This is a genomic window from Polycladospora coralii, assembly GCF_014773435.2.
GTDB classification, from domain to species: domain Bacteria; phylum Bacillota; class Bacilli; order Thermoactinomycetales; family Thermoactinomycetaceae; genus Polycladospora; species Polycladospora coralii.
Map to the genome: position 1 here is coordinate 114,730 of NZ_JACXAG020000006.1, position 26,786 is coordinate 141,515.

Genomic DNA, 26,786 nt, shown 5'->3' on the forward strand with positions numbered 1-26,786 from the left:
GGGAATAGGATAACGAATGAAAATGGATGAAATAGATGGCTTAATTGTTCATGAACTAAAACAAAATAGCCGCTTATCTATGAGAGAGCTAGCTAAAAAGGTGAATCTATCTGCGCCATCTGTTGCGGAAAGGGTAAAAAAATTAGAGATCGAAGGGGTGATTAAAGGGTATAGCGTCGTGCTAGATCAAGCTAAGATGGGTTCTCCTGTACAGGTGCTGATGGAAGTAACCGTACGCAATGGCGCGTATGATGCTTTTCGTCGGGAGTTGAGTCGAAGAAATGAGATTGAATTTGCATATCGGGTAGCTGGAAAAGCATGCTTCTTCCTGAAGATCAATTTGGCCAGCTTAGAGGAGTTAGAGAAGTTTATTGATGAAGTGAGAGCGCAAGTCATGACAGAGTCTTATATTATTTTATCGCAGGTAAAATAATACTAAAAAGCCCAGTTCAATGATGAACTGGGCTTTACTAGCAGTTTTAAACTTAAGCGTGGTTTAAACGTCTAACGTTAGCTGATTGAGGTCCACGATCGCCATCAACGATTTCGAACTCAACTGGCTCGCCTTCTTCTAAAGTTTTGAAACCATCAGCTTCAATAGCGGAATAGTGAACGAATACGTCGCCACCGTCTTCACGCTCTAAGAAACCATAACCTTTTTCTGCATTAAACCACTTAACTTTACCCTTCATCATACGGGCCTCCTTCAATATCCCATTAAAAAGCGAACAAACTCAAGCAACTTGAACCTAATGTGAAACAAGAGGCCCGAAGACAAACTTGATACCACAGTCACTTTTTAACGTTACTGGAGCCATCATATCATGCTGTAACAATGATTTCAACTATAATAACGATGGATTTGTAAATAATTTCAGAACCTCTGTTTGTAAGGGGCTAATGGATCAAGGATTTTAGAAGGAACTTCGAAGTGCTGGAATATGAATCTTTTAAACGTTATCATACTATTTTTTTATTCTGTTAAACAGTAGATTGTAAAAACAGGAGAAGCAATATTGTATGAAAAGTAAAATGAAAATCTAAAAGTAAATGGGTGGCAGTGGTGCTGATTAAAAAAAGAACCCTCACAGTGGAGTGTTCTTTTAAGCTTGATCTAATAAATATTGATAAGGTTTAATATCAATTTCTTTCAGTTTAAGCGTTTTAATCAACCATTTATGATCTCGCTTAGGTGTGGCGAGGATATATCCACGAATAATATAAGACTGCGTCAATTCTGTTGCTTTTTCTTCTATCAACAGTTGTCCGATTTGACCTGCGATCTTTTGCTTTGCAACGTCGCGAAATAACTCAGGGACAGGTGCTACAAGCTCGTTTAAGAGTTTTTTATGTTCATCTGTCCAAAGATGAATGGTCTTCTTAATATAGTAATCTTGCCAATCTAAGGTGGACTTACCGTCAGCTTGCGGCAAAGATTTTAGGAATTTACGAAACATAAAATAGCCACCGATGGCCATTACCCCTAATAAAGCGATCCAAAAAAAAGAATAGAAAATAGTAGCCCATATCGAATCTGTTACTCTCAATGTGTCTCCACCTCGAGTTCTTATCTAAAATAAACGAAGCTTTCAATACTACATTATATAGAAAAGCACACAAAAAAACCATCATTTCCAAAGTAAATGATGGTTTTAGAAGATGATTTGAACACCGACGTAAATCAATCCCCAAAGTGGCAAACTAAATATTGTACCATTGATGAGCCCAGTCACGATTAAATTCCTCCTTTTATCCAAATAATTTTTGAACGGTAAAGATGGTAATCCCCCAAAATGGAATGCTGAGTAGTGTTGCATTAATAAGTCCGATCACTGGATTGTTCATTTTTTGTACCTCCGCGTCATTTGATGTTAAACTTATTATAGTCTGTGAGGTGTGAAACTGTCTGTTGTTTTGACGATTTGTAATGTACATGTAATGTAGGAGACAAATAAGAGAAATAGGGAGACAGCGGTGTAACAATCGACGTAATAGATTACAAAAATGAGCGACTAGTGCTTAATGAATGATTGCTTTCCGTACCAATAATGCTTAAAATAGACGAGAAATGGAGTAAGAACGGGGGAGTTTGTATTGATTTCAGTTCATGGTGTGGGCCTAAGTTTTGGTGGGCGTAAGTTATTTGAAGATGTGAACTTAAAGTTTACGCGTGGAAATTGTTATGGCGTGATTGGCGCCAATGGAGCGGGAAAATCTACTTTCCTCAAAATATTGTCTGGAGATGTAGAGCCCAATAAAGGGGACGTGTCCATTACCCCAGGAGAGCGACTAGCTGTCCTGAAACAAGATCATTATCAATATGATAATGAAGTCGTACTAAATACCGTTATTATGGGGCATACACGACTACATGCTATTATGCAGGAAAAAGATGCGCTTTATGCTAAACCTGATTTTTCTGATGAAGATGGGATGCGGGCTGCTGAACTTGAAGGTGAATTCGCTGAGCTAAATGGATGGGAAGCAGAGTCTGAGGCTGCTATTTTATTATCTGGATTAGGAGTAGCAGAAGAACTACATACCAAACAAATGAAAGACTTACTCGGCTCAGAAAAAGTAAAGGTGTTACTTGCACAAGCCCTATTTGGAAAACCGGATATCTTATTATTAGATGAGCCGACAAACCATTTAGATATTCATGCGGTACGCTGGTTGGAGAATTTTCTATTCGATTTCGAGAGTACCGTCATTGTTGTTTCCCATGATCGTCACTTTCTCAATCAAGTTTGTACACATACCGTAGACATTGATTTTGGGGAAGTACGTCTTTATGTAGGAAACTATGACTTCTGGTATGAGTCTAGTCAGTTGGCCTTGCAACTCGCCAAGGAGAAAAATAAAAAGATGGAAGAGAAGCGAAAAGATCTCGAAAACTTTATCGCTCGTTTTAGTTCCAATGCTTCAAAGGCGAAACAAGCGACTTCACGAAAAAAGCAATTGGAGAAACTGACATTAGACGATATTAAACCATCGTCAAGACGTTATCCGTTCATTCACTTTGAGTCAGAGCGCGAAGCTGGAAATGATTTATTGCGTGTGGAAGGAGTCTCCAAGACGGTTGATGGTGAGCTTCTATTGAATCATTTACACCTCACTGTGAATAAAGGGGATAAAATTGCACTTGTAAGTGAAGACGAGACGATTAATACTACGCTATTACAAATCATCGCGGGAGAATTAGAACCTGACAGTGGCAGTTATCATTGGGGGATCACCACAACGCAAGCCTATTTCCCTAAAGATCATAATGAGTATTTCCAAGGAAATGAGCCCAGTTTAGTCGATTGGCTTCGTCCTTATTCTAAAGATCAAACGGAATCACACTTGCGCGGATTTCTCGGTCGTATGCTCTTCTCGGGTGAAGAAGTGCTGAAGAAGCCGTCTGTACTGTCTGGAGGAGAAAAAGTACGCTGTATGCTGTCACGTATGATGTTAAGCGGTGCCAATGTCTTATTGTTAGATGACCCGACTAACCACTTAGACTTGGAATCCATTACAGCCCTGAACAAAGGTTTAATTAAATTTAATGGAACCATGTTATTCACCTCACATGACCATGAATTTATACAGACGATTGCTAATCGAATCATCGAGATTAAACCAGATGGACAAGTGTTGGATAAGCAAATGACTTATGATGATTATCTAGAGTGGAAAGATAAACAAAAGTGAGGGGGAGACTACCCCTCACTTTTTTTGAGGAGAAGTGAGATGTTTACAATGCATGATCCATGGAATACTTTTGAAACGCGGTTTCAAAATGGAAGATATGAGCTAACGAGTATTGAGTTTACCGTCACTAATTTATGTAATTTAAGGTGTGAACATTGTGCAGTAGGGGAAGAATTGCTAGAAAAAGAAGGCGCGACACTGCCGCTGGACTTATTGCTTCGCCGCTTAGATGAAATTGAGTCCTTACAAACGATTAGTTTAACAGGGGGAGAACCGATTCTACATCCTAAAGTGGTGAGAGAAACGATTATACCTTTGTTACGTTATGCCAAAGAACGTGGGATACACACACAGCTAAATTCCAATCTCACATTACCGCTTTCTCGTTATGAAGATTGGATTGAAGATCTGGATGTTTTACATATTTCATACAACTATCGAGATGTAAAAGATTTTCACCGAATTACATATAAACGCTTCGATAGAGAAGTAAGTCTTTCTGTAGCGGAAAAGCGGTTTGAACAGATGAAAGAAAATGCCAAAGCATTAACAAAGCAAGGGGTTTTTGTATCAGCGGAATCCTTGCTCAGCCCGTTTACTCATCAACATATTGAAAAAATTCATCAAGATATTGTGGAGATGGGTTGTCAAAGGCATGAAGTTCACCCGTTATATCCAAGCGATTTTGCAAAAGGATTGGATTTAATCACCCTTGATCAATATCGAGATACCGTTACGCGGTTGCTTGAAATACGCGACCCCAATGTATGGATTTTATTTGGGACTTTACCCTTTTTTCCATGCAGTGATGAGACCACTGACCATGATTTGTGGCTTCGCTTAGCACAAGAACCCAATGTAACGGTGCGTCCCGATCCCGATGGTCGCAATCGGTTAAATGTGAATGCTTTTACCGGTGATGTTATTGTGACGGATTTTGGCGATATTCCTGCTTTGGGTAATATTCGCCAAGATCGCCTAACCGATGTATTTGAACGGTGGTTAACACATCCAGTAGCTAAGCAATACCATTGCTTTTGTCCTGCGGCTCATTGTACAGGCCCCAATATATTGGTAGCCAATGCGTATTATCCTGACTGGGATTTTCACACACGCACAGCAAAAGTAGCAGTTGGAAACTAGATGGTGTCCGACGATACGCTTTTTATCCTTCACTTCTGAAGGATAAAAAAATAAATGTGTGAATATTGATAATAATGATATAATAATAAAGAAAAAAAGGGGGGGATGGTATGCGTAGAGCATACGGGATGATGTTATCGATTTTTATGTTGGCTATGGTATTGGCAGTCCCACAACAAGCGGTAGCGGCAGATGATCAAGAAATACAAGGGAGCGCGCTGAGATACACAGCAATAGGAGATTCAATCGGTTTTGGGTTCGGTGGTATACTGGGTTATGTACCGCGATATCAGTATTACATCTCAATTGATAATAAAAAATGGGTGATCGTACACAACGAAAGCGTGGGTGGCTGGAAAAGCGATCAGCTACTTAAAGCTTTACAAAATGATAGTGGAATGCGCAAAAATATTGCCAGAGCAGATGTTTTAACCTATGAAATCGGTGGAAACGATATGCGAGCAGCCCGTAACAAGTATATCAAAGGAACCTGTGGTGGGGCAGATAATCAGGACTGTATGCGTGATACTGTAGCACGACTAAAAGATGAGTGGGTGCAAATTACAGACATTATTATTGAATTGCGAAATGGAGATACGTCCAATTTTAAAACGATGAATCTTTACAATCCTTATGTGAAAGAAGACAAAAAAGCCAAAAGCCATGATGGCACAAAGTCGCGCTTTGAAGTGTTTAAGCCATACTTAGATGAATTCAACCAATTTATCGAGGAAAAGCAGAGCATGGGCTATCTAATGGCAGATGTATACACCGAATTTAATGGGGATTCACACGAAGAAGATCCAGTTCAAGCCGGATACATCTTTATTGATGGGCTACATCCTAATGACAAAGGCTATAAGAAGATTGCGCAAACCTTCCGCAAGCTAGGGTATGATGAATTCTAAAAATGTAAGGGCTTACATGAATGAAACTTCATTCAGTTTTTAAAACGAGTATGAGGGGCTTGCCCCAAAAGCAAATAAGAAATCGCTCATTCGTGTAACATCTGCGAAAGGAGCGATTTCTTATGCGTAATATTGGCTTTAATGGTGATCGCATGGATCAAATTGAGCGTCCTTTTTCATCCATACTTATTGCGTAAATACTAATTATATAAAGGTACAAATCCTTTATAAGTACATTTCCATGTATCTGAGCTGAAACCTGGGGTACAATAAGTTCGCTCTATATCTCCAGCATAGACGGCTGCGCCAGCATTGATAGCTTGATAATAGTAAATTTGCTTGGGTGTGTCTTGCCATGAAGGGTATAGCGTTTTGGAATATTCAATCGTTTGAGTCACGTTTTTTCCTTGAGCAGCAAAAGCCTCGGGAAAACTAAACAATAGACCGAATGAAAACATAAAAACTGCAATTGTAACTAGTGCAAACTTTTTCATTTTAATCACTCCAGTTGTTAAATTAAGAAAAATCAGCATGTGTGAATTACATTTTAACACAAAAAAGGATGCCTTGTGCATCCTAATCTCTTGATGATATCGGTAGTGTTGAGTAGGGATAATGTGCAAGGCCGGTTGCCTTCGACTGTGCCGGTAAACCAGACCTTGAAACACAATTGCCGATCAATCTGGATGTATCCAGTGCTGTACACGGCCAAATGTACACTGCTTTTATTACCTATTTCATAGGGCAATGTCAATATCTTTACTATAAGGTCCATCGTCATTTTGAACAACTAAATCGAAATCCTTTTTTCTTTAAGTTACAACACAGATCGCTTCCAATTAGTTGGACGGGTTCTGTCTACCATGCGTGCCAGCATTTTAACATGGAAGAATGTCTATAACCTAATATTGGTTAATCGCCGGATGTGGTTTGGAACAACTACATCGCTTTCTCATGCCTAACCGTGTTCTTGATAAAACTACTAGTGACTATATTTTTATTTAATAAATATTTAAATTCATGTAAACAGAATTGGTTTTGTTATATTGCAGGCAATATAGTTTATAATGATTTAAATACGAATCATACTAATGATCTAACCCCATTTTTTAAAAAATTTACTGTTAGTAGGGGGAATAGAAATGCAAGTGTTAAAAGTGACGGTTTACATCGTTATATTACCACTGATAATGTATATTTTTGATAAATTATTTCGAGAAAATTTGGGCTTCGGAAAGCCGCCCATAGAGAATCTATTTCACTATTACTTATTCTATGCTCCGATTATAATAGTTGCTTTCATATTATTTTATTACTGGAGTACAAGAAGGAAAAAAATATGAAAGGAGTCTGGTGCAAAAATTAGCCCGATCATTCATATCAGAACAATTCTCTTAATAAAGATTTAAGTGTAATGAACCCACACTATCACATCACAATTTGTAATCGAGGAGCGTGTTTTCTCTAAAAAAATACATAATCATTACAAAAAAATAATAATGAATTTTTTTATATTTGTTCATAGTTAGATAGAATAATAAAGGTATGTTTTATGCTGAGCATAAAACATACCTTTATTATATTTACTCTTACCATTAAAATGATGGTATATTCAAATAGTCATCCATATATAAGTATATAAAATTATAAAAGTTTTTCTTTATATAGTCGATGTATTATTATAATAGAGGGTATTAGGAGTATAAATTAACTTCTAATTTTACTCCCACCTAAAATGTCAATATATTTAGTAGTCGGTTAAAATTTATTGATAGAATGTTTGATCACAAATATTCTATCTAATGAAAGGGAGTGGAAAATGCAGCAACTATTCATATTGTTTTTGGCAACAATTACTTTGATGACTTTTAGCAATTCAAATGCGATGACCATCTCAGCAGAATCCAATGTAGTAAAGAAAACAGCTGATATTTCTCAATTTAAAGAATTTATTTTTGTAAGTAACCACAAGTATGAAGATGCGGAGAAGCTAGTTCAAGATATGGAACAAGCAGCCATTGATTCTCAAACCAATAAAATCTCACTTGGAAACTTAATTGACTTTTCTAAAGAAAGGGAAGATCTTGCTTTACAAGGAACGATCAACTTGAAGTTTAGTGGCGCAAATCAAGTTTCTTCGTTAATTGAACAGATAGCAGACCAAACTTTATTTCATCTGGGATTGCCCTTTACAAATGCGAACAGAGAATTATATCAAGAAAAAATTTCAAATGCTTTTATTAATCTGAAAGAACAAGAGCACATGGATTGGTTTGATATTCATTCAGACGGAGATTCAAACAGCCCTACGACTTATACCTATAACATGGTATTTTTAATCGAACGAGATGCTGTCTTCTTAGCCCTACCTTTAATATTAACTGTTGAGATCGATACAACTGAAGAAAAAGTATTAAATCTAACTAAAAATGACTTCATTAATTATGAATTAAGACAGCGTGGTTTAAGAATCATGCAGCTAGTCAACTAATACGTGCCTATCTAAGGAGGAAATTTATCAATGAAAAAGCTATTTCTTAGTTCTTTGGTTGTGACGTTAGTTAGTTTATCCGTTCCAATGATGTCTGAAGCAGCAGGCTCAGTGCCTAACAACATCTCATCTCCTGAAACGTTAAATTCCAGTAATAACATAATGCCTACGATCATTCTAAAAGAAGACGGATCGATTGAATTTAGAGAAGCTTGGCATGTACCTGATCAATTGCTTGAAGATGCATTTTATATGGCAGATAAATTTACTGATGCCGTGGACAGGGAAACATTAGAGCTTCAATTTGGAGAAGCAATTGATATTGTTAAGGCGGATGGAACGTTAGGACTTCTGGGAACCATGAACCAAACCATTAATCAGGATAATGCCGATGTAGATCTTATGTCTGAAAAACTAGTAGAGCTATTGGCAAATTCATTGTCTGTATCCTTAACTCCAGAACAGCTAGAGGCATACAAGCAAAGCATGAAATCTACATTCTTAAACTTGAGTTTCGTTGACACAGGTTACATGCAATGGAAACAATCCTCTGCATCAAATGTAAGTTACCTCTATAACTTATTTTTTGCAGTAGAGAGAGGCGGGAAATTACTAGGTATGCCTGTTGGTCTGACCATCTCTGCCAATGCTTCCAAAGTAGAGTACTTAAATAATGCATCATTCACAAATTACAACTACAGTGTGAATGTGAAAGCTATCAAAGTGATGAAATTTAAATAGCAAAAGGACGACCTGTTCAGTATTAAATTCTCTAAATTGTATTGAAATATTAAGTGGTAGATGACCTACTTCTGCAGATATCATGCTAATAGCTTGTGATGAAAGACAACATGGTCATGAGGAAGTGTATCAAACTTATCCGCCTTTCCAAGCTTATTCATGTAGCACCTTCTCACGTAAAAAGGAGCTTCATGACCGAGGTTTGGTTGGGCGGCTTTCGTATGTATCCAAAGATGTGCGGTTACTTTCTGTACCTCTACGGGTATAACAGAACTGACGTGAACGATTGCCTGCTCTTTTCACATTACAAAAAGTGGGTCGTGTGGTGCTTTTATCGTTGTAGATTGTTGGATCGCGCCATCATTTACTTTGATTAATGTGATAGAGCATTAGTATTACAATTATTAAGACTATTATAGTAATATCTTACAAATGAAGATGACTAATATGAACTAAACCGAACGACATAAAATTATTGCAAATAAATGGATATTAGTATCTTCATCAACCATAGTGTATCTTGCCAATTCAGGAGAAAGTAGCGTATCGGTCAAATGGTGGATCGTGGCTTTATGTTGTCAATAATCAGCACGAACACCCCAAAAATAAAGCTGTAACACATCGTATTCAAATCGTATTCAGGTGTCTGTTGCTTTTGTGGTTATCTAAAAAATTTAAAATCTACTGTGACCAAAATCACATCTAAAAATAGATCTTGTTGCTATACTAAAGCTTGATCGAAAATTTAAAAATGGAGTGATTAAAATGAAAAAATTCTCACTAGCTACGCTAGCAATTTTTATGTTTGCATTCGGTCTATTGGCAAACTTCTCGGAGGCATCAGCTGCCCAAATACAGGCTACAAAAACAGTTAAATACTGGAAATTCCAATATCCTTCATGGCAGGATACACCAAAAACAACTTATTACTACGAATCTTTAAATCTAGGTAGAATTGAATATGCAGGTTATATAGACAGAACATGGTGCCAGAGCGGCGGTGTAGGTAAGGAAGGCGATGATAATCAGTGGGTATGCTATTATAGAGGAAACGTTGATATTATAATCAATTAATACAGATAATATCTAAAACTTAGAAATGACTCCCTAAAGTCACAATGTAGAAGGCCTGAATTCGGTATCGAGCCGGACTCAGGCCTTTTAATTTTTTGTCGCATGATAGGACTGAGACAATCATGAGAGGATATTGAGACAATCATGAGACGATGTTGAGACCATAAAGCCGTATAAACGTGTTATTGTTATTACAAGGACATTTAGGACAAGGATTCAAAGCGAAGGAAAAAGAGATCGGTCAGTTTCTGACCGGTCTCTTTTTCCTATTTTTTTGTCTAATAACAGAAAGAGGGGAATGGTTTTTTGGAAACGTTACGAGACGAATATCAAATATCTCTAAATAAAGTTAAAAAATTGAGGAATCAGATATTAGGCAAAGCAAATTTAAAAGAACAAGATCGCGAAGATTTACGTTTGCTTAGAAATATGGAGAGTGATTTACAGTGGACCATACAAAGGATGGAATCTAGCTTTGAACCCGTAAATCGTAGAAACATCGCAAGATATGCAGGATATCAGAGAGAAGTATCGTGGGACAGTTTTTCTAAGAAAAAGCAGAGAGAAATCGAATGGCAAGAAGCTCAGAAAAAGCAACCTACTCAAGCGGAAGAAAATGCGTTTATTCAGGAGTTATTCGATCAACTTTCTCAGTCAGAATATGAATCATTTGTTGCGGTTAGAGGTGAAGGGCTTAGCTTTGGGCAAGCAGCGTCATTACTTCATTGTTCAAAGTCAGCTGTTCAATCTTACGTTAGACGAGCTGAAACAAAGTTAAAAGCATATGTTCGATCGACCGAGGTGCAAAAAGATTGCTACTCGCACGTTCCAGTTGAACAACTTGCTATACGAAAGCCATCTATATATGAAGGCGCTAATATGTATTTTGATTCATAAAAGGAGGTGATTTTTACGAGTAGTATGCTGCTTTCAGTTCATCAACAGATTATAGACTTACTTAAGCGTGACACAAACCTTATGGATAAGATATCGGGTGTTTATGAATATGTGCCAGAAAATCCGACTTATCCATTCGTGGTAGTTACCGGTGGGAATTCAATTCCTTTGCAGACCACCACATCGCGAGGAGAAACCGCCACCTTAATAATCGAAGCTTATAGTAGTAAAAGTTATGAAGAACTTAAAAATGTATGGGTTGAAGTAGAGAAGTTACTCATGAATCAAGTGATTACTTTTACCGATTATGGAGAAGTGATGTGTTCATTTATGAAGAGCACGATAGCGTACGACAGAGCAAAGCTCTATAAGGTTTCTATGCAAATGAATTTAGACATTTAATACAAAATCATACCAAAATTAAAGGAGAGATTTATGATGGCATCTCAAGCAATTCGTGGTTTCGAAGGAAATATCTATTTATCAAAGGATAATGGAACAACTTATGAAGCGATTGCTTCTATTAAAGATTCAACACTAACCATTAGTCAAGAAGAACTAGAAGCAAGCAGCTTTGCGAGCAATGGCTGGATGGAGTATCTTCCAGGCATGAAAGAATGGGAGCTTGAAGCAGAGGGGATTTACATTCATGGAGATACGGTACAGGAAAGCTTATATGACGCACTCGTAAATGGGAGTGTAGTTAAAGTTCAACTATTCCCCAAAGATGGTACTGGGAATACAGGTTATGAAGGGGAAGCTTTTATTACATCGTTTGAAGTAAACAATGCGGTAGATGATATTGTAACCTTATCTGCTACATTCCGTGGTACAGGTGAAATGGCGACAGCTACTGCATCCTAATATTTTAAATATAAATGAAGTCCCACTCTTTTAGGGGCTTCTCTTTTATTTCACAAATCGGGAGGAAATATAAATGGCAAACAAACAACGTGGATTTGTAGATATTCAACTGGATAAACAACGACGCTTAAAGTTTACGATGAACGCACTATCTGAGTTAGAAGATGTGATGGGAAAACCGGTGACCGAATTAGGAAATGTCGGGATGAAAGAACTGCGTGCACTATTATGGGCAGGGCTCATTCATCAAAACCCAGATTTAACCCTGCAAGAAGCAGGTGACCTCATGGACCTCGAAAATATTGAATATATTGGTGAGAAAGTAGCAGAAGCGATGAACCTTGCTTTCCCAAAGGAAGAGGGTAAAAAGGGAAAAAAACGGGTAAGCGGTCCGACTGGAGTTGGCAAGAAACCAAACGCCTCGCTTTCGGTCCGCTAAATTTAAAACCGCATGAATTTTGGGAACTTACACCACAGGAATTAAATGAGCTAGCCGAGGGATACGAACTTCGCTCCGACCAGGAGTTACATCTCGTTGCTTGGCACGCTGCAAACCTGATGAATATGCAAACCAAGAAGAAAATTACGGTAAAACAACTCCTCGGCAAAGAGAAAAAAATGACGAAAGAAGAGAAAGAGATGAAATTTGAACAGCTGAAGCAAGGGATAGGGAAGCCTTAATCTCTTGCTTCAGTTTCTTCTATACGTAAAATTAAAAAGATGTAGATTAATCTGTTTTTATTTCAGCTTGCATCTCATTTATACAAAAAATAGCCATTTCTTCGTCACCATCTCTTTTAAGGAGTCTATGGCAAATACAATGAAACTTTTGAACATTTACTTCAACTTGAAGTTTTCGCTTGCATACTGGACATGTTACTTTAGATACAGGATAACGGAGTTGTTTCCATATACAGTAAAATGCAAAAGGGATCAAGATTATAGCGACAGGAAATAAGATAAGGGTCATAAAACATATGACACCTACTGTTCCAGATCCATATGCCCAAAACAACCATTTGGCTCTTCTGGGCATTCTTTCAAATATATAACCATAAGAGGCATTGTCGACAGGATCCATTAATTTATTAACTCCTTTTAATTAAAATTAACTTCTCTTCATTCAGTATACAGTAAGGAGGAATAGTATGGCAGAAAATAATAATCCATCAATTGATTTGAGCTCTATTGAAAATTCAATGAAAAAGATAGATGGAAAATTAAAGACGTTAAATGATTTTGGCTTAGAATTTCAAAATGATAGAATAGCAAAAAATAAAGATGCAAATGATACTGCAATTGGAAACTTAGGCTTGGTTGGATATGGAACTCTAACACTTAGTTTATTCGCTTTAGTAAAAGATGACTCTCAAATGAAAACAGCTATAGAAGGATTAAAGGAATCACTTGGGGGGCTTGGATCTACATTATCGACCGTTTTTGTACCGATTGTCAATACAATAACAAACTTGGTAGATGCATTTAATGCGCTTCCTGAATCTGCTAAATTAGTACTGCTTGTGGGTACGATGATAATCGGAGCAGTGCTTGGTTTGGTTCAAGCTTTTGTTTTAGGGTCAGCTGCATTTACTGCTATAACTACTGCTACAGGATTGTTAGGTACGACTCTATTACCTATAGTAGGAATCGTGATTCTTGTAATTGCGGGTATTATGCTACTAGTAGCTGGTTTAATTTATGCCTACACCCATTTTGAAGGCTTTCGTAATTTGGTAGACACCGTATGGGCAGCAATTAAAAATGGTTTAGCGGCTGTATGGGCATTTTTTCAACCTATGATTAATACCATTGTTTCTTTTTTTCTATCCGAGTGGCAACGTATTACGACATGGTGGAGTGGGATTTGGCCGGTACTCCAGCAAGCTTTTATGAATATATGGAATGGCATTATGGCTTTTTTACAACCGATTATTGCGGGTATTATGGCCCTTTTTGAAATGGCATGGCCATACATCCAAATTATCATTACAACGACAATGAACGCCATTAAAACGATAATACAGACTATATGGAATATTATTAAAACAATTTTTAGCGGTGCTGTTGATGTCATTATGTCTATAGTAGAAGCATTTGCTTATTTATTTACTGGTCAGTGGAGTAAATGTTGGAATTCCGTACTTAATATCTTTAAAACGATTTTCTCTACAGTAATCAGTGTAATTAGGCAGAAAATAGATGGCGTACTCAAAGTAATCAACACGATGATCAGTGGAATAGGCGATCTATTTAGTCGACTCATGTCAGATGCCAAAAGGTGGGGGTCAAATTTAATCGATATGTTTATATCAGGGATTCGCTCCATGATAGGTGGAGTTAGAAATGCAGCAAATGCTGTCATGCAACCTTTAAAAGACTTCCTCGGCTTCGCTTCCCCAACTAAAAAAGGACCGGGTAGTCGTTCTCACAAATGGGCACCTAACTTTATGGATATGTTTACAGCTGGGATTTATGCGGGTCTCCCGGGGATCAAGCAAGTAGCGAATCAATCTGCTAGTCAGCTAGCTGTGATGAACGGTGGACATAAAAGTATGGCAACAGCATCAACTAGTCAAGGGTTTGGAAGCGGTGCGAATACAATTAATATATCAGAACTAGTGGTACGTGAGGAAGCAGATATTGAAAGGATTGCGCAAAAATTGCACAAAATGCAAATGGGTACTGAACGAGCAGGAGGTGCGATTTCATATGGCTATTAAATTTAATGATGTAGTGATCCCCGACTTTGTGATTGTAAATGCAGTCAAGACAACATCGATACCACCGATTTCGCAAAAAGTCATAACCGTACCAGGTAAGGCTGGTAGCTATGACTTTGGCAATACGCTTGATAATCGAGAGATTAATGTGGATTATACGATCGTTTCCAAGTCTTCGAGCGATCTTCGTCAAAAAACAAGAGCGTTAGCAAATTGGTTGTATTACGAAGAGGCGAAGAAACTGGTATTGCTAAATGAACCAGATAAGTACTTTTTATGTAAATTAAGTGGAAGCACGGACTTAGAAGAAGTAGCACATATTGGTCAAGGGAGTCTTACATTCGTTTGTACTGATCCATTCTTATATGGAGAAGAGACCACGATTCAATTGAACCCGGCAGATGAAAACCCGATTGAAGTTGAAAATGATGGGGGCATAACCGCTTCTCCCATTATCGAAATGACGTTTACAGAAGATACAACCGAATTTGGTATTGTATCGGGTGATGAATTTATGTACTTTGGAAAACCTGCACCAGTGGGCAGAGTCATCACACCAAAACGTAGCTTAGTCCTTAATGACGATTGTTCGAGCATTTCAAATTGGACGACGGGTAGTCATGCAGATGGGGCAACAATTCAGGGATCATTCCGTTCAGATGGTGAGAAGATGCTAGTCGATAAATTCGATACCACAGAGAACCAAATCGGTTGGCATGGCCCTGCACTGGTGAAGACTTTAGATAACAACGAGACCATACAAGACTTCACAGCAGAATTTAGGTTTACTTTTAGACCGAAGAACATTAAAAATGTGCAACGTTTAGAACTTTATTTACTTGATGTAAATGGTGCGAGCATTGGTAAGATTGCCCTTATTGATGCATGGTCAAGCTCTAATCGCACGAAAGTAGAGGCGAGAGCTGGAGCACTCGGAACGGGCTATTACTTTGTTAATACGGAAGTCGGAACAAACTACTATTCTGGTTTTTATGGCTATATGAGAATTCAAAGGTCAGGTAAACATTGGCGTTTCTGGATTGGGAAAATTACCGGTGGACATTACTGGGGACGTTGGTCAACATGGTACTATGACAACGATGAAAAGTTTATGGAGAAGTTAGCGGCGGTTCAAATTCATACGGCTGCACATGGTAAATATACGCCACGTGAGCAGGTATATATTCATGATGTAAAGGTATGGAAACACAACACATTATCAGATGAAGAAATTCCCTATGTGTTTCAAGAAGGTGACCAACTCAAGATCGATTGTGGTACGGGTACCATTCTAAAGAATAATGAACCCTTTTATGATGCGTTAGACCCAGGTAGTACCTTTATCCAACTTGAAAAAGGAACCAATGGTATTGCTACTGTACCGGCCATTATTAAAAACGGTAAAATCACCTATCAGAAGAGGTGGCTATAAATGAATAAAAAACTATTTCTATTAGATGAAAATATGACTTGTATAAAGGTGTTAGATAACGATGTACCACAGGGACTACCCTATTTCGATGATCTCCACACGGAGAAGTTAGAACATGGGTTTAGAACCTTTGAATTCACTATTCCCGCTGATCATGAGGATTCCGCTCTGTTTATCGCAGAGCGGTTTATCATTTATCCGAATATGGATAATCAATTGGAACTCTTCACGATTAAAGAAATCAATGAATCCAATAAGGGTGGACAGTATATCAAGAAGGTAAGTTGTGAAAACACGGCTGTATCAAACCTATTAGGTTCCATTGTACGTCCGGCTGTTTTAAATAGCACCAATATTGAAAATGCCTTAAAGGTGGCATTAGCCAATACCGAGTGGGAAATCGGACAGGCTGAATATAGTGGTTTTAAAGATATTGAACTGAAGGACTATAGGACATCACTTAAAGCTGTACATGATATTTTAGACGCTTTCGGTGCTGAAATAGAGTTCTTAGTTGAATTTGACGGCGTAAAAGTTACCAAGAAGAAAATCAATGCCCGTATCCAGCGTGGGCATGAAGCAAAGGTTAGGTTTGAATATGGCCGATCACTTGCAGGTGTAGAGAGACTTGAAGACAGTCAAGATTTAGTAACCGCATTAATTGGGCTAGGTAAAGGGGATAGTCAAGGTTCAGAACTCACTCTAAAAAGTTACACAGGCTCGGTAGCAAGTGGCTATGAAAAGAAAGCGGACTGGATTGGGAATCTGGACGCTTTAAACCGATACGGAAAGAATGGACGTCATATATTTGGTGTGTTTAAGGATAATGATGCCACGAATGCAGTAGAGCTATACGAGCGGACATTAGAGAAGCTAAAAGCGTTATCTAAGCCACGTCTAACCTACCAAGTAGACTTAATTAACCTGGAACGTCTGACAGGTTATGAAACCCATAGGGTCAGAATTGGCGATACGATAGCCATCAAGGACAGTACTTTTAAGCCTGAATTAATGTTGGAAGCACGTGTAATTGAGCTCAAAAGAAGTAAAACAGATCCGACCAGGGATCGTGTCATGCTAGGTGAATATGTGCAAACCTTTTCAAATTATGCAGATAAGCTAAATGACTTACAAAACACCATTAACCGCTATGAAAACAAGTGGAATCAAGGGTCAGACCTTACCTTCAGTACCATTACTGATCCCTATTTCGAGCATGGCAAGACATTCTACTCGGATTACTACACAGGAAAAGAGGTTCCTCCTTTAACATCAGATAGTACGCGTATCGAAATGGGAGGGATCGCAGGAAATCATATTCTTTCGATCACTGGTCATGACTGGATATATGGGAAAAATGCAATCCCGATTGATGTCAATCGAACCTATAAGATGACGATCCGAGTAAGACAGACTGTACCATCAGAAAAGGGCAATACGAAACTTTATGCGGGTGTAGCCACCTTAGATAACGACTATCAGAATATTAGTGGCGGGCGTGGATTTCATCGCTATTGTGGTTCTTATGCAGAAATATTGTCGGTTGAGCAAGGATGGATAACCTTTACGGGTACGATCACTGGCGTCGGGGATCGACATAGTCAATTCAGACAAGGAACAACGTATGTCAGACCAGTTTTCATCGTTGATAATGTGAATCCTGATGGAGAGAAAGAATATGACGGTGTCGTTCAAATCGATATGGTTGAGTTTCGTGATGTTACAGTTTCTATTGGAAACCAGTATAACTTAGTTAATGACAAATTGGATAGCTTTGAAATCTATCCAGAAGGCCCTTTAAATGTATATCGAAGTAATACCGTTGACTATCATCATATTTACCGCAGCGAGTATGCTAAGTATGGAGATAAACGCTTTCGCTTACGTGGTACAGACACTGAAAACTATGTATTATTAGCACCAAATGAAAATGTATTTCCAATCCCTTTAATGAGTGGTAAAAGCTATATATTGAGTGCATATGGTAAGAATCTAAACGATGACAAGCCTGCTGACTTTAGAATAGGCGTTGTAACCAATGATGAGAGTAGGACTAAGTTTAATAGTGAGATAAAGTCAATTTTACCTGAAGATGGATGGGTAAGAACACATGTTTATTTTACTGTTCCTAGTGATACGAATGGCGCAGTAGTAAAGCTTGAAACGGGTTCAGCAGGATTATCCATATACTTTGATGGTCTCATGCTAGAAGAAGTACAGGACAATCAAACCGCGCCTACTTCATGGCGACCTTCTGATCAGACAAATGTTCAATCAAGTGCAAACGGGAGTCTTGAAGTGTACGGCTATGGAAACGAAGACCCGATACACCGTATTGATGCAAACGGTGCAGACTTCACCAATCTAACTGCGGCTAAGATCTCTTCTCCTTCTGTAGTGGGTCGAAATATGGAAGATTTTACTTTATACGTTGCTCCAAATCATAGTGATATTGCATCCGATGTAAATGTAGGGACATCGAGAGAATTCCCTCTTCTCAGTCTGAAAGAAGCCTTGTCGCGAATCCCGCAATACAATGAGGGCGGAGTTCGTATCGTCATAATGGATGATACGGGAGAATGGACAGAGGGAATGGTAACGCTAAGTGGAATCCTAGGTGATGGTAAGATCATCATTGATTTTAGAAGTCAAAACAACATCATGTATGGGTCCTTACAGTTTCGGCACTGTAAAAATGATATTTATGTGATAAACGGTACGATTAAGAATACCGAGGATATGTTGGATGAAGACGGTGTACCTCAGAAAGTATGGGGGGGTGTGATCGGGGCAGTATCTTGCACCTACGTGAGTATCAAGGGTATGTTGATTGATGCTGGACAAAACACGCTACTTCAATATTGTTTTGTTGTCATGCAGGGGAATTTTGGTAGAGCGATTGATTGTGAGTTGTACAATGGTAGCTATGCTCAAATCGCGGCTTCTTCTGGATCGCGCGTCGAGGTTCAAAATTGTTACGGTCGAGGTGGATTCTACGGGATTTATGCTCATGGGCCTTCTGTGGTCGGCGGTGAAGGATATGCACCTTCTGGACCCCATGGAACAGTGTTGCTCAAATCTGGTGCAGTTTGTAATGTCACTTTTACAACTAGCCCTCCCGATGCGCCGCCCCCAACACCGCCAACACCTAAACCAACTACCTACGCTTATACCTGGAATGCTACATCAACCAAGAGCTGGCGAACCACTTATGGATGGAGAACAGACAATCATTATATTTATCAAGGGCAATATGGCGGATGGGGTAACCACAAAGGGTTAGCCTTTTTTAATTACGCTGATATCCAATCGAAGCTTGAAGGTAAGACGATTAAAAGCGTTTCCTTGTATCTATCTCGTAGGAGTGGGGGGGCCAATGCTGCACAAAGTGTTCATGTATATACGCATTCTTTAACTTCAGCATCAGGGACACCAGAGGGGGAAATAGCTAAAATAAATGCTGGTTCTATTGCCGTGGGCCGTTCTGCAAGGCTTACACTTCCCAAAACAACGGGTGATAAGTTTAAAGATGGTTCAGCTAAAGGGATTTTGCTATACGCCTCTAGTGGCTCACCGTACGCTATATTTAATCCAAATTGCAAATTAAAAATCGTTTGTGAAGGGTGATCAAATGTATCAGTTGGTTCTGTATAACGAGTCAAAAGAAATTATAGAAGTATTAAAAGATTTACAAGATGTAACGGTTAAAAATAGTGATGTCTTTTGGAATGGAGGAGAGCTAAGAGGAATTGGCTCTCCTTTTATTGTCGTCAATCAAGATGTTGAATTAAACAGGGGGGACACCATTGATGATAACCATATCCAGTTAGATCAGAAAGAATCTTTAAAAGATAAGATGACACAGCTGGAAGAGATGAATAAACAACTTCAAGGTGTTGTTAACTTTCTATTGGAGATCTAAGGGGGATAAGATGTCAACTTTATATGATTATTTCGCAATGTGTTGGAGATATGGGACAGTAACAGAAACACAGCTACAAAATGCAGTAGTTAAAGGATATATATCGCAAGAAGAGTATGAAGCCATTATAGCTCTGTGAGCGGTCGTGTTTTTTTATTCTCATGAAAGGAGGTAACTTATGAAAGAGATGATCCAATCATTATCAGATCACATTTTAATCAAAGTGGTCTTCGCTGTGGGTGGAGGAATCTCCAGTTTCTCATTTGGAGAGTGGACACAGTTATTAACCATTTTAGGTGTATTTTTGGTGGTTGATTTTATTACAGGTTGGATAGCAGCCATTCATCTCAAACAGCTGAGTAGCAAGGTTGGAGCGATCGGAATCTTAAAGAAGCTAGGCATGGTTCTCGTTGTAGCTATGGCTCACTGGATGGATACATTACTAGGAACAAATAATATCTTCCGTGATGGATGTATCTGGTTCTATCTAGCTAATGAAGGATTAAGTATTGTGGAGAATTTGACCCGTTCCGGTGTGCCTGTACCATCTGTAATTCGTAGGGCCTTATCTATGATTGAAACCAAGAGTGAAAAGTCAAATCAATTGGACAAGTAGAGAGCAACATGAAAAAGAGGCGATAATTCGAATAATGTTTTATATATAGATAAACATTACTTCGGGGGTTTTATCGGTGATTAAGAAATTAATGATCTCTTTTTTCGCTGTCATAGGAACGCTTATTCTGTTTGTAGGAGGCGTTTATTTCTTCTTAGATGTTTTAATTTTTGGTGGAACTGAAACTGAATATCTATCGCCTTCAGGTAAATATATCGTGACATTAGAAGAAAATGGCGGTTTTGCTGGTTCAAGTGATTGTTGGGTCATTGGAACAGTAGCAGAAACTAAGTTCATCTTCAATGTGAATAAGCGTGTAATCTTTCGAGAGGAGAACCAGTGCTTTGGTGAAATGAAGTGGATTGCAGAAGATCAAATCATAATTAATGGCATAAAGCTGGATGTAATTAAAGACTATTACGAAGGTGATAGAAAAGATAGAGAAACACAATATGAATAAATCTAACTATGACCGTGGGAAACCACGGTTTTTAGGAGGCTTAAACATGGGATTTACTTAACTTCCAAAACTTAAGGATTGGGGCATGTAATCACTCCAAACCGCAATAAGAGCATAAATGATTCCTTCAACAGTAACTGAATTGCAAATGGGTTTTACAATGTTTAACTTAAAGATACATTTAGAATTTGCGAACGAGAAGCCTCTCCATTTCAATGGCGATGTAATTCACAGTCTTTAAATAACTATGAAAAACATGAACATAGACATGTATTCTATGCTTGTGTCTCTATCTCAGCTCAGCGAGTAGAAACAAAAATGAAAAAAGATATTAGAACAAAAAAGATGGAGAGATTGGTTCTGGAAAATAAATCAAAAAAAGATATAGAGAGTATTATTGAAATATATAAAGAACAGTTAGGAATATATCTTACTGAGGATCATTTTCTTAAATTAAATGAATCTAACAATATACTATCACTAGTGTATAGAAACATTATATTTCAATATAGAAATGAAAAACATTTAAATTATAACGATATTATAAAAAGAAAAGAAATTATGGTTCAGCAATTGACTAAAAAAATGGACGATCAATGCATTATTCTTAATCAAAATATAAATGGAGGTGAAAACAGAAGGTATGGTATTAAATTAAAGCTGAAAGAATGTATTCATTTGTTAGAAAGTACAGAGCGCAGTTTTTGTGATGGAAAATTGACCACAGATGTAGTAATTGTATCTAATGAGCTTAAATACGGCTTTGCAATTGAAGTAGAGGAACATGCCTATTTATTTACAAAATGGGGCATTGTCAATGAGCACGTTAAGGGACTTGAGTGAGAAGTAAGCATCTTTCTCGATTGTTTTCAGAGAAGATATCAAAATGATCTGACCCATCAAATCTATAATATATCATTGAGCTTTCACAGATGTTTTTCACCCATACTTTTTTGAAGTCATTCCCAAATACAACATCGATAGGCTAAACTTGATCAGAAAATAAAATTAAGGTCAGGTAGACTTGATTCAATTACATGTGAAATGTCTCTTCACATACACTCATACTCTTTAGTCATTTTATAAAAAGAGTTCTTTTTCAAACTAATTAACTACATGAATTCAATACCATATGTCCGATAATGTCTTTGGTTACAATAGGTTTCAAATTTTCCAAAGGGATACTAGGACGCCTTAATGACGTAAACCAGGAAACGTTTCACAAAGCGTGATTTTGTTTAACCCTTTACTGCACCTGGTGTTTAAGTAACTACCGAAGACCTTACCGGACATCGAGTTTCGGACTTATGCTACGTCCCGCTCCTGGTCATTTTACCTCCGGTAACGTAGCGTACAGGAATATTGAGTCAATTGTGTTTAGTGACACGGTTGCTTGTTGGGGGGGCTCCCAATAAAATACAGAGAAGAAACTAAAACGGAAAAGATTAGAAGTTAGTTCAATTATATTTGTTTATACTGATAACCTCATTCTATATGAAGGACTAGAGAACTAACCTCACTATTCAATCGCTTCCAGTAACACCAAACCTACACTACAGTCTGCTCGTTCTGCCTTTTCAACTTCATCCTGAGCTTCAAATAGTAATTTAGCTTTCTTTTTAAATGAATCGGACGCCTTAAATCTACCTAATTTAAATAAATTCATACTTTTTAGTAAATAAACGTCAGCTAATCTATAGTTCATAAAGAATTTTTGGCAATACATAATTGCTTCATTACACAAAGTTAAAGAGTTAATATGCTTTCCTGTCAAATATAAAGATAAAGCATAGTTGTAATGTAATCGTATGTGAACTAACTTACAGCGTTGAAAAGGGAGCTTCTTTTTAATTCCTAATAGTAATTGATATATTTCGATCGATTTTTCTAATTGACCTTCTTCTAAAAAGATATTGGCTTTGGTGTGCATCATTTCTAAATCAATCTTGCATGTAATATCATGATCCTCTTTATACAGCCTTGCTTTATTTAGATAATGCAAGCTTTTTTGGTAGTTTTTTTCCTCTTTGTAAGCGTATATGGATTTATGCCAAGCAATAAAAGACTGATGTTCTTCAGCAGATAGTAATGGATTCGTTTCTTCTCCGATAATTGTACTTAAAACAAAATCCAAGTGCCCCCTCATCGTGTTTTCTCTAACCTGAGAATAGAATTCACTTATATACATCTGTTCAAATTGATTGCTAGTAATCTCTTCAATTAATATGCCAACTTTATTAGCAAGTTGTTGTAAGATATATACATTTGCAATTGACTTTCCATTTTCAATCTGACTCAAATATGCTTGCGTACATATCCCTTTACATAATTGTTGCTGATTCATTCCTAATTTTCTTCTGTGTTCTCTTATAGTTTCTCCTATTGATGATGAGATAGGGTTCATTGTGATTTTCCTCCATGTTAGGTGATACATATGACATCATTTGCGCTACAGTTTAGCCTTAAATTAATCCCTCCTCACTCATCAATGAGGAGGATTTTGGGGTGGTCCCATCTACTGACAGAAAAAAATATAGATAAGAGAGAGATATTTAGGGCTTGTCAACCAGAATCTCGCTATTTCAATGGCGATGTTAAACACAGCTAAATCAAATTATTTTCTTTAAGGATGCAGCTATTTGGATGATACGATCTCATTATAACACTACTATTTTGACCTTTTACATGATAACATCGATTTTGTGCCTCATGTTAAATTTATATTATGAGTTACAAATTTGCTTGTTATGATCGATTTTCTAGTATATATTGATTCACAAAAATACCATAATAAATGGTTTCTAGCGTTAGTTGACTTTGATAATTGGATCGCACGTTTTGGGGATCATCACTGGGAATCGTCATAAAAGTGGCGCCATGCTTTTCTTGATGTCGCTTCAGTACCCGCTCTAAATGCTTTAATTCAGTTTGGTTTATTGGTAATCCAGCATGCTGCTTTAAACGAATCATGTCATATATGGATATGATATTGATCATCCTGTTTTCTTGATCAAAGAAATACCCTCCCGTTTGTTCCGCTCGATAGGAATGAACCTGATTTTCTATATTCGTTATTTTCTCACTTGGGTCATGGTAATGATTAATCATAAAAGCGTAAAACAGCTCTTTTGAATTTTTGCTGTTTCGTATACGATCCTGGATGTTCTGCTTGTTGTTTTCTACTTTTTCTATATCTATATTTTCTAATTTTTTTGTCAGTATATGGTTGATATATGTTAAATAGTAGTGGTCTTCCAAACTACCTTTGCTCTTAGAAAGGGCCTCTTTATAAAAATATACTAATTTACTTTTATTATTTTCTAATTCATTGAGTTGATCTAAAGTACGTACCCAGAAAAAAAGATCTCTAATAGATAACGATCTGTTTTTTGTATATGTATCAAGAGTATTAATTAATTTTCTTTTGTTAAACGGCATATTTATGCTCTGAGCTGCCAATAGACCATAATAGTTATCCTTTAAGTTAAACTTGATATCTCCTTGATAGATCCAATTCTCTCTCCATTTCTGTATGGATCTCAATTCTGTATCGGATAGTTCTTTTCTTTCGATTAGAGCATTTGTATAGATCATCTTGTATAGAAGCTGAGGATCCTGATGAGTAGATATAATCGATATAATTGAATCATGATATAAGTCTTTACTAAATTTCGAGTCTATTCCCATATAAGTACTAGCATGATAAAGATGGATCATCATTTCATTTTTAGCGAATATATCTGGAAATTCTTTGCTTTGATTGATCTCTTGCAACCAATGCGTCACCCACTTCTTGCGTTGCTCTACTTTAGATCGAGGAAAGCGATCAAGGGACACATCTAGGTCTTGCAAACTCTTTAATATGGCGCCACCTTCATTCAGTAGGTTCTTTTGCATGTCGTGGGGCTGGCTCGTAAAATAGTCATCCTCTAAAAATAGTTGCTCCAGTGCTGTTCTCGTTTTATCTAACGCAATATCGCTAGTGTCTATTTGTTTCATTATAGAGATAGCCAGTGTTGTAGCTGTAATTTTGTCTTCCATCGATTCCTTTCTAGACTCCCAAAAAAAGAGACCATCTTCCTTATTATAATGATTCTCAAATAAAATTTGTTTATACGCATTCATTCTTTTGTGACTCGGTTCTTTCAAGACCAGTTTATCTAAAGAAGCACGGATATAGATATCGTATAAATGGGCAGTTTGTGATAGATTTGCTTGATTTTGTAGCTCATCTTTAATCATGTTCATAGAATCAGAATGTAAATCGATTCCTATGATTTGACTCAATTTAATGTTCCAATATACTTGATAGGGATCAATCGTATTCGTCAGTTTATTACCAAAGTTATCGTAAAAGAATGCGCCACTTTTTTCTTCGAAGTATCCCTTCTCCAACAGCGTTTGATAGATTTGGTTTTGATTGGATGGATTTTTACTATGACATCCGGTAAATAAACTACACAATAAAAAAAGACACACCAAAATGATTATCATTTTCTTGTGCATATCGTTCTCCTTTTATAGCTCATATTTCCGTTCATTTTACGACCTGCCCCATTCATATGGAGCATCAGGCTGAGAACGTATAAAGAAAATACATTCCCAACCCTCATCTCTATTTTTCAATTCTAGTAAACATCCATTGCACTCAAGTTGTAATGAATACCTCCATATTTAAAAGAAGCAGAAACAGATTGTTTATAACCCGTTACCATACCGGTAGCAGAAATGTTATGGTAATTCTGTACATTTTCTCTACGATTGATCACTTTGGTCTTATAGATAGCAGAATCATCTCCCTGGTTCACTGTGACGCCACTCGGTGCTCCAATCTGTAGAGAAAACCCTGTGAACTGAAACTTTGTTGATAACTCAATTTCATCAGGATATGGACCGTAAGCAAGAGCTGAGCTTGATCCATTAACCGTAGCATTGCTCCAAGAATTCATATTAACCGTTGAATTAAACCAAGTGCTGATAGCGTTTCCTTCATCTGTAGTCTTATCGTAGTATCCATAAAGACTACGTGTGTCCGCAAAAGCAGTTGAAGAGAGGGTTACCATTGCAAAAGATAGGACAAATGTCATGATGAACAATTTTTTTAATACTTGTTTATAACGAAAGGTTAATTCCATAATGATTCTCCTTTTTTATCATAAATTTTGATTATACATAAAAACGATTAAAATAAAAATTAATTAATTAATTTTTAGAATTTTATACCCATTCTATTCAATCATGAGATAAAGATTTAAAGCATAGAGCAGTCTTTATCGGTAATAAAAAACGAACTGAATACTCTCTCAATATAGATGATCTCTATTAAATTAAGAGAGTATTCAAATTAATCTATCTGCTTATTTCTAGCTTTAAATCTGTCTTTAATGGGTTACGAGAATTACCACCGGAAATTTTAACATAATATTCACTATCCTCATTAAAAAAGGGACTAGATATCGTACCTGTTATCGGTTCTCCGTGTGTTACCCTTTCAGTTCTATGCTCAACTTGGCCCAGTTTTTTATCATGAATTTCAATAGTAACAAAGTAACTACCTGAAAGATTGGGGTACTCAAGCGTTGGATTAAGCGTATAATTAACTGATTCAAAGGTTCTTATTCCAAAAGATCCTGGTTGTTTCCAAGGACTAAAAGGAGAGACCGAGAAAGGCGTATAATAAAATGAGGTTCCCAAAATATTTGAAGTAATAACGGGTTTAGGGTTCAATGATTCAGCTGCATGACTTATATTTGCAGATCCTACCATTCCAGAAGTTGCAACTAATCCTGCTAATAATAACTGTTTTATCATAAAAATTCCTCCTT

Annotated in this window: 28 protein-coding genes; 20 read left to right on the forward strand and 8 right to left on the reverse strand. The window is 37.2% G+C overall.

Going from position 1 to position 26,786, the window contains the following annotated elements:
• Positions 1–16: 16 nt before the first annotated feature.
• Positions 17–433 carry an Lrp/AsnC family transcriptional regulator gene (locus IC619_RS12740; RefSeq protein ID WP_191140443.1) on the forward strand — a complete coding sequence of 139 codons (417 nt, stop codon included), beginning with the start codon at positions 17–19 and terminating at the stop codon, positions 431–433.
• Between the two features lie 52 nt (positions 434–485).
• Here the strand turns inward: IC619_RS12740 and IC619_RS12745 are convergent, their stop codons facing one another.
• On the reverse strand, positions 486–692 hold the full coding sequence (locus tag IC619_RS12745) for a cold shock domain-containing protein (protein ID WP_283770974.1): 207 nt from the start codon (positions 690–692) through the stop codon (positions 486–488).
• 411 nt (positions 693–1,103) lie between these two features.
• Positions 1,104–1,529, reverse strand: coding sequence for a DUF2621 family protein (locus IC619_RS12750; protein WP_430624112.1), 426 nt, complete (start codon positions 1,527–1,529; stop codon positions 1,104–1,106).
• A gap of 565 nt (positions 1,530–2,094) precedes the next feature.
• Here IC619_RS12750 and IC619_RS12755 point away from each other — a divergent pair.
• The 3 genes from IC619_RS12755 to IC619_RS12765 all read left to right on the forward strand — a co-directional run bounded on the left by IC619_RS12755 (position 2,095) and on the right by IC619_RS12765 (position 5,744).
• On the forward strand, positions 2,095–3,693 hold the full coding sequence (locus IC619_RS12755) for an ABC-F family ATP-binding cassette domain-containing protein (protein WP_191140441.1): 1,599 nt from the start codon (positions 2,095–2,097) through the stop codon (positions 3,691–3,693).
• Positions 3,694–3,732: 39 nt separating this feature from the next.
• Entirely contained in the window at positions 3,733–4,836 is a 1,104-nt protein-coding gene (yfkAB, locus tag IC619_RS12760; RefSeq protein WP_191140440.1) for a radical SAM/CxCxxxxC motif protein YfkAB, read from the forward strand.
• Between the two features lie 110 nt (positions 4,837–4,946).
• A complete protein-coding gene (locus IC619_RS12765; protein WP_191140439.1) occupies positions 4,947–5,744 on the forward strand; it encodes an SGNH/GDSL hydrolase family protein in 798 nt (265 codons plus the stop codon).
• 200 nt (positions 5,745–5,944) lie between these two features.
• On the opposite strand, the gene IC619_RS12770 is transcribed toward IC619_RS12765, so the two are convergent.
• The gene (locus tag IC619_RS12770) at positions 5,945–6,238 is read right to left on the reverse strand and encodes a hypothetical protein (RefSeq protein ID WP_191140438.1); all 294 of its coding nucleotides are present in this window, start codon (positions 6,236–6,238) and stop codon (positions 5,945–5,947) included.
• Positions 6,239–7,563: 1,325 nt separating this feature from the next.
• Between IC619_RS12770 and IC619_RS12775 the strand changes: the two genes are divergently transcribed.
• The 8 genes from IC619_RS12775 (at position 7,564) to IC619_RS17115 (ending at position 12,492) form a co-directional block, all read left to right on the forward strand.
• A complete protein-coding gene (locus IC619_RS12775) occupies positions 7,564–8,235 on the forward strand; it encodes a hypothetical protein (protein ID WP_191140437.1) in 672 nt (223 codons plus the stop codon).
• 30 nt (positions 8,236–8,265) lie between these two features.
• Positions 8,266–8,976: a hypothetical protein gene (locus IC619_RS12780; RefSeq protein ID WP_191140436.1), complete on the forward strand. Its 711-nt coding sequence runs from the start codon at positions 8,266–8,268 to the stop codon at positions 8,974–8,976.
• A 765-nt stretch (positions 8,977–9,741) separates the two neighbouring features.
• On the forward strand, positions 9,742–10,050 hold the full coding sequence (locus tag IC619_RS12785; RefSeq protein ID WP_191140435.1) for a hypothetical protein: 309 nt from the start codon (positions 9,742–9,744) through the stop codon (positions 10,048–10,050).
• 306 nt (positions 10,051–10,356) lie between these two features.
• Complete coding sequence (locus IC619_RS12790) at positions 10,357–10,947, forward strand: sigma factor-like helix-turn-helix DNA-binding protein (protein WP_191140434.1); 591 nt, start codon at positions 10,357–10,359, stop codon at positions 10,945–10,947.
• Between the two features lie 24 nt (positions 10,948–10,971).
• On the forward strand, positions 10,972–11,349 hold the full coding sequence (gene gp17 / locus IC619_RS12795; RefSeq protein ID WP_191140433.1) for a tail completion protein gp17: 378 nt from the start codon (positions 10,972–10,974) through the stop codon (positions 11,347–11,349).
• A gap of 36 nt (positions 11,350–11,385) precedes the next feature.
• Positions 11,386–11,811, forward strand: a complete 426-nt coding sequence (locus IC619_RS12800; protein ID WP_191140432.1) for a phage tail tube protein — start codon at positions 11,386–11,388, stop codon at positions 11,809–11,811.
• A 73-nt stretch (positions 11,812–11,884) separates the two neighbouring features.
• A complete protein-coding gene (locus IC619_RS12805) occupies positions 11,885–12,250 on the forward strand; it encodes a hypothetical protein (RefSeq protein ID WP_191140431.1) in 366 nt (121 codons plus the stop codon).
• A 119-nt stretch (positions 12,251–12,369) separates the two neighbouring features.
• Positions 12,370–12,492 carry a hypothetical protein gene (locus IC619_RS17115; protein WP_283770976.1) on the forward strand — a complete coding sequence of 41 codons (123 nt, stop codon included), beginning with the start codon at positions 12,370–12,372 and terminating at the stop codon, positions 12,490–12,492.
• A gap of 46 nt (positions 12,493–12,538) precedes the next feature.
• On the opposite strand, the gene IC619_RS12815 is transcribed toward IC619_RS17115, so the two are convergent.
• The gene (locus tag IC619_RS12815) at positions 12,539–12,892 is read right to left on the reverse strand and encodes a hypothetical protein (protein ID WP_191140430.1); all 354 of its coding nucleotides are present in this window, start codon (positions 12,890–12,892) and stop codon (positions 12,539–12,541) included.
• A gap of 67 nt (positions 12,893–12,959) precedes the next feature.
• On the opposite strand from IC619_RS12815, the gene IC619_RS12820 reads away from it, so the two are divergent.
• The 8 genes from IC619_RS12820 to IC619_RS12855 all read left to right on the forward strand — a co-directional run bounded on the left by IC619_RS12820 (position 12,960) and on the right by IC619_RS12855 (position 21,804).
• Entirely contained in the window at positions 12,960–14,531 is a 1,572-nt protein-coding gene (locus IC619_RS12820) for a phage tail protein (RefSeq protein WP_191140429.1), read from the forward strand.
• Positions 14,521–15,963 carry a distal tail protein Dit gene (locus IC619_RS12825; RefSeq protein ID WP_191140428.1) on the forward strand — a complete coding sequence of 481 codons (1,443 nt, stop codon included), beginning with the start codon at positions 14,521–14,523 and terminating at the stop codon, positions 15,961–15,963. The genes IC619_RS12820 and IC619_RS12825 overlap by 11 nt, the downstream gene beginning before the upstream one ends.
• A complete protein-coding gene (locus IC619_RS12830; RefSeq protein ID WP_191140427.1) occupies positions 15,964–19,590 on the forward strand; it encodes a phage tail spike protein in 3,627 nt (1,208 codons plus the stop codon).
• A 4-nt stretch (positions 19,591–19,594) separates the two neighbouring features.
• The gene (locus tag IC619_RS12835) at positions 19,595–19,885 is read left to right on the forward strand and encodes a hypothetical protein (protein ID WP_191140426.1); all 291 of its coding nucleotides are present in this window, start codon (positions 19,595–19,597) and stop codon (positions 19,883–19,885) included.
• Between the two features lie 10 nt (positions 19,886–19,895).
• A complete protein-coding gene (locus IC619_RS12840; protein WP_191140425.1) occupies positions 19,896–20,024 on the forward strand; it encodes an XkdX family protein in 129 nt (42 codons plus the stop codon).
• A gap of 39 nt (positions 20,025–20,063) precedes the next feature.
• Complete coding sequence (locus tag IC619_RS12845; RefSeq protein WP_191140424.1) at positions 20,064–20,501, forward strand: phage holin family protein; 438 nt, start codon at positions 20,064–20,066, stop codon at positions 20,499–20,501.
• A gap of 76 nt (positions 20,502–20,577) precedes the next feature.
• On the forward strand, positions 20,578–20,961 hold the full coding sequence (locus IC619_RS12850) for a DUF5412 family protein (protein WP_191140423.1): 384 nt from the start codon (positions 20,578–20,580) through the stop codon (positions 20,959–20,961).
• Between the two features lie 318 nt (positions 20,962–21,279).
• Positions 21,280–21,804, forward strand: coding sequence for a YxiF family protein (locus IC619_RS12855; RefSeq protein WP_191140422.1), 525 nt, complete (start codon positions 21,280–21,282; stop codon positions 21,802–21,804).
• A gap of 676 nt (positions 21,805–22,480) precedes the next feature.
• Here IC619_RS12855 and IC619_RS12860 read toward each other — a convergent pair.
• From IC619_RS12860 to IC619_RS12875, 4 genes are all read right to left on the reverse strand, one after another.
• The gene (locus IC619_RS12860; RefSeq protein ID WP_347239798.1) at positions 22,481–23,395 is read right to left on the reverse strand and encodes a helix-turn-helix domain-containing protein; all 915 of its coding nucleotides are present in this window, start codon (positions 23,393–23,395) and stop codon (positions 22,481–22,483) included.
• A 311-nt stretch (positions 23,396–23,706) separates the two neighbouring features.
• Entirely contained in the window at positions 23,707–25,467 is a 1,761-nt protein-coding gene (locus IC619_RS12865) for a hypothetical protein (RefSeq protein WP_191140420.1), read from the reverse strand.
• A gap of 122 nt (positions 25,468–25,589) precedes the next feature.
• Positions 25,590–26,096 (reverse strand): hypothetical protein, encoded by a 507-nt coding sequence (locus tag IC619_RS12870; RefSeq protein WP_191140419.1) that lies wholly within the window; start codon positions 26,094–26,096, stop codon positions 25,590–25,592.
• A gap of 214 nt (positions 26,097–26,310) precedes the next feature.
• Positions 26,311–26,772 (reverse strand): hypothetical protein, encoded by a 462-nt coding sequence (locus IC619_RS12875; RefSeq protein WP_191140418.1) that lies wholly within the window; start codon positions 26,770–26,772, stop codon positions 26,311–26,313.
• Positions 26,773–26,786 lie beyond the last annotated feature (14 nt).

What these genes read in the sequence shown, in the direction of transcription:
- IC619_RS12740 (WP_191140443.1), top strand. Translation starts at nt 17, where the DNA reads ATGAAAATGGATGAAATAGATGGCTTAATTGTTCATGAACTAAAACAA.
- IC619_RS12745 (WP_283770974.1), bottom strand. Translation starts at nt 692, where the DNA reads ATGAAGGGTAAAGTTAAGTGGTTTAATGCAGAAAAAGGTTATGGTTTC.
- yfkAB (WP_191140440.1), top strand. Translation starts at nt 3,733, where the DNA reads ATGTTTACAATGCATGATCCATGGAATACTTTTGAAACGCGGTTTCAA.
- IC619_RS12765 (WP_191140439.1), top strand. Translation starts at nt 4,947, where the DNA reads ATGCGTAGAGCATACGGGATGATGTTATCGATTTTTATGTTGGCTATG.
- IC619_RS12770 (WP_191140438.1), bottom strand. Translation starts at nt 6,238, where the DNA reads ATGAAAAAGTTTGCACTAGTTACAATTGCAGTTTTTATGTTTTCATTC.
- IC619_RS12775 (WP_191140437.1), top strand. Translation starts at nt 7,564, where the DNA reads ATGCAGCAACTATTCATATTGTTTTTGGCAACAATTACTTTGATGACT.
- IC619_RS12780 (WP_191140436.1), top strand. Translation starts at nt 8,266, where the DNA reads ATGAAAAAGCTATTTCTTAGTTCTTTGGTTGTGACGTTAGTTAGTTTA.
- IC619_RS12785 (WP_191140435.1), top strand. Translation starts at nt 9,742, where the DNA reads ATGAAAAAATTCTCACTAGCTACGCTAGCAATTTTTATGTTTGCATTC.
- gp17 (WP_191140433.1), top strand. Translation starts at nt 10,972, where the DNA reads ATGCTGCTTTCAGTTCATCAACAGATTATAGACTTACTTAAGCGTGAC.
- IC619_RS12800 (WP_191140432.1), top strand. Translation starts at nt 11,386, where the DNA reads ATGGCATCTCAAGCAATTCGTGGTTTCGAAGGAAATATCTATTTATCA.
- IC619_RS12805 (WP_191140431.1), top strand. Translation starts at nt 11,885, where the DNA reads ATGGCAAACAAACAACGTGGATTTGTAGATATTCAACTGGATAAACAA.
- IC619_RS17115 (WP_283770976.1), top strand. Translation starts at nt 12,370, where the DNA reads ATGAATATGCAAACCAAGAAGAAAATTACGGTAAAACAACTCCTCGGC.
- IC619_RS12815 (WP_191140430.1), bottom strand. Translation starts at nt 12,892, where the DNA reads ATGGATCCTGTCGACAATGCCTCTTATGGTTATATATTTGAAAGAATG.
- IC619_RS12820 (WP_191140429.1), top strand. Translation starts at nt 12,960, where the DNA reads ATGGCAGAAAATAATAATCCATCAATTGATTTGAGCTCTATTGAAAAT.
- IC619_RS12825 (WP_191140428.1), top strand. Translation starts at nt 14,521, where the DNA reads ATGGCTATTAAATTTAATGATGTAGTGATCCCCGACTTTGTGATTGTA.
- IC619_RS12830 (WP_191140427.1), top strand. Translation starts at nt 15,964, where the DNA reads ATGAATAAAAAACTATTTCTATTAGATGAAAATATGACTTGTATAAAG.
- IC619_RS12835 (WP_191140426.1), top strand. Translation starts at nt 19,595, where the DNA reads ATGTATCAGTTGGTTCTGTATAACGAGTCAAAAGAAATTATAGAAGTA.
- IC619_RS12840 (WP_191140425.1), top strand. Translation starts at nt 19,896, where the DNA reads ATGTCAACTTTATATGATTATTTCGCAATGTGTTGGAGATATGGGACA.
- IC619_RS12845 (WP_191140424.1), top strand. Translation starts at nt 20,064, where the DNA reads ATGAAAGAGATGATCCAATCATTATCAGATCACATTTTAATCAAAGTG.
- IC619_RS12855 (WP_191140422.1), top strand. Translation starts at nt 21,280, where the DNA reads ATGAAAAAAGATATTAGAACAAAAAAGATGGAGAGATTGGTTCTGGAA.
- IC619_RS12860 (WP_347239798.1), bottom strand. Translation starts at nt 23,395, where the DNA reads ATGTATCACCTAACATGGAGGAAAATCACAATGAACCCTATCTCATCA.
- IC619_RS12865 (WP_191140420.1), bottom strand. Translation starts at nt 25,467, where the DNA reads ATGCACAAGAAAATGATAATCATTTTGGTGTGTCTTTTTTTATTGTGT.
- IC619_RS12870 (WP_191140419.1), bottom strand. Translation starts at nt 26,096, where the DNA reads ATGGAATTAACCTTTCGTTATAAACAAGTATTAAAAAAATTGTTCATC.
- IC619_RS12875 (WP_191140418.1), bottom strand. Translation starts at nt 26,772, where the DNA reads ATGATAAAACAGTTATTATTAGCAGGATTAGTTGCAACTTCTGGAATG.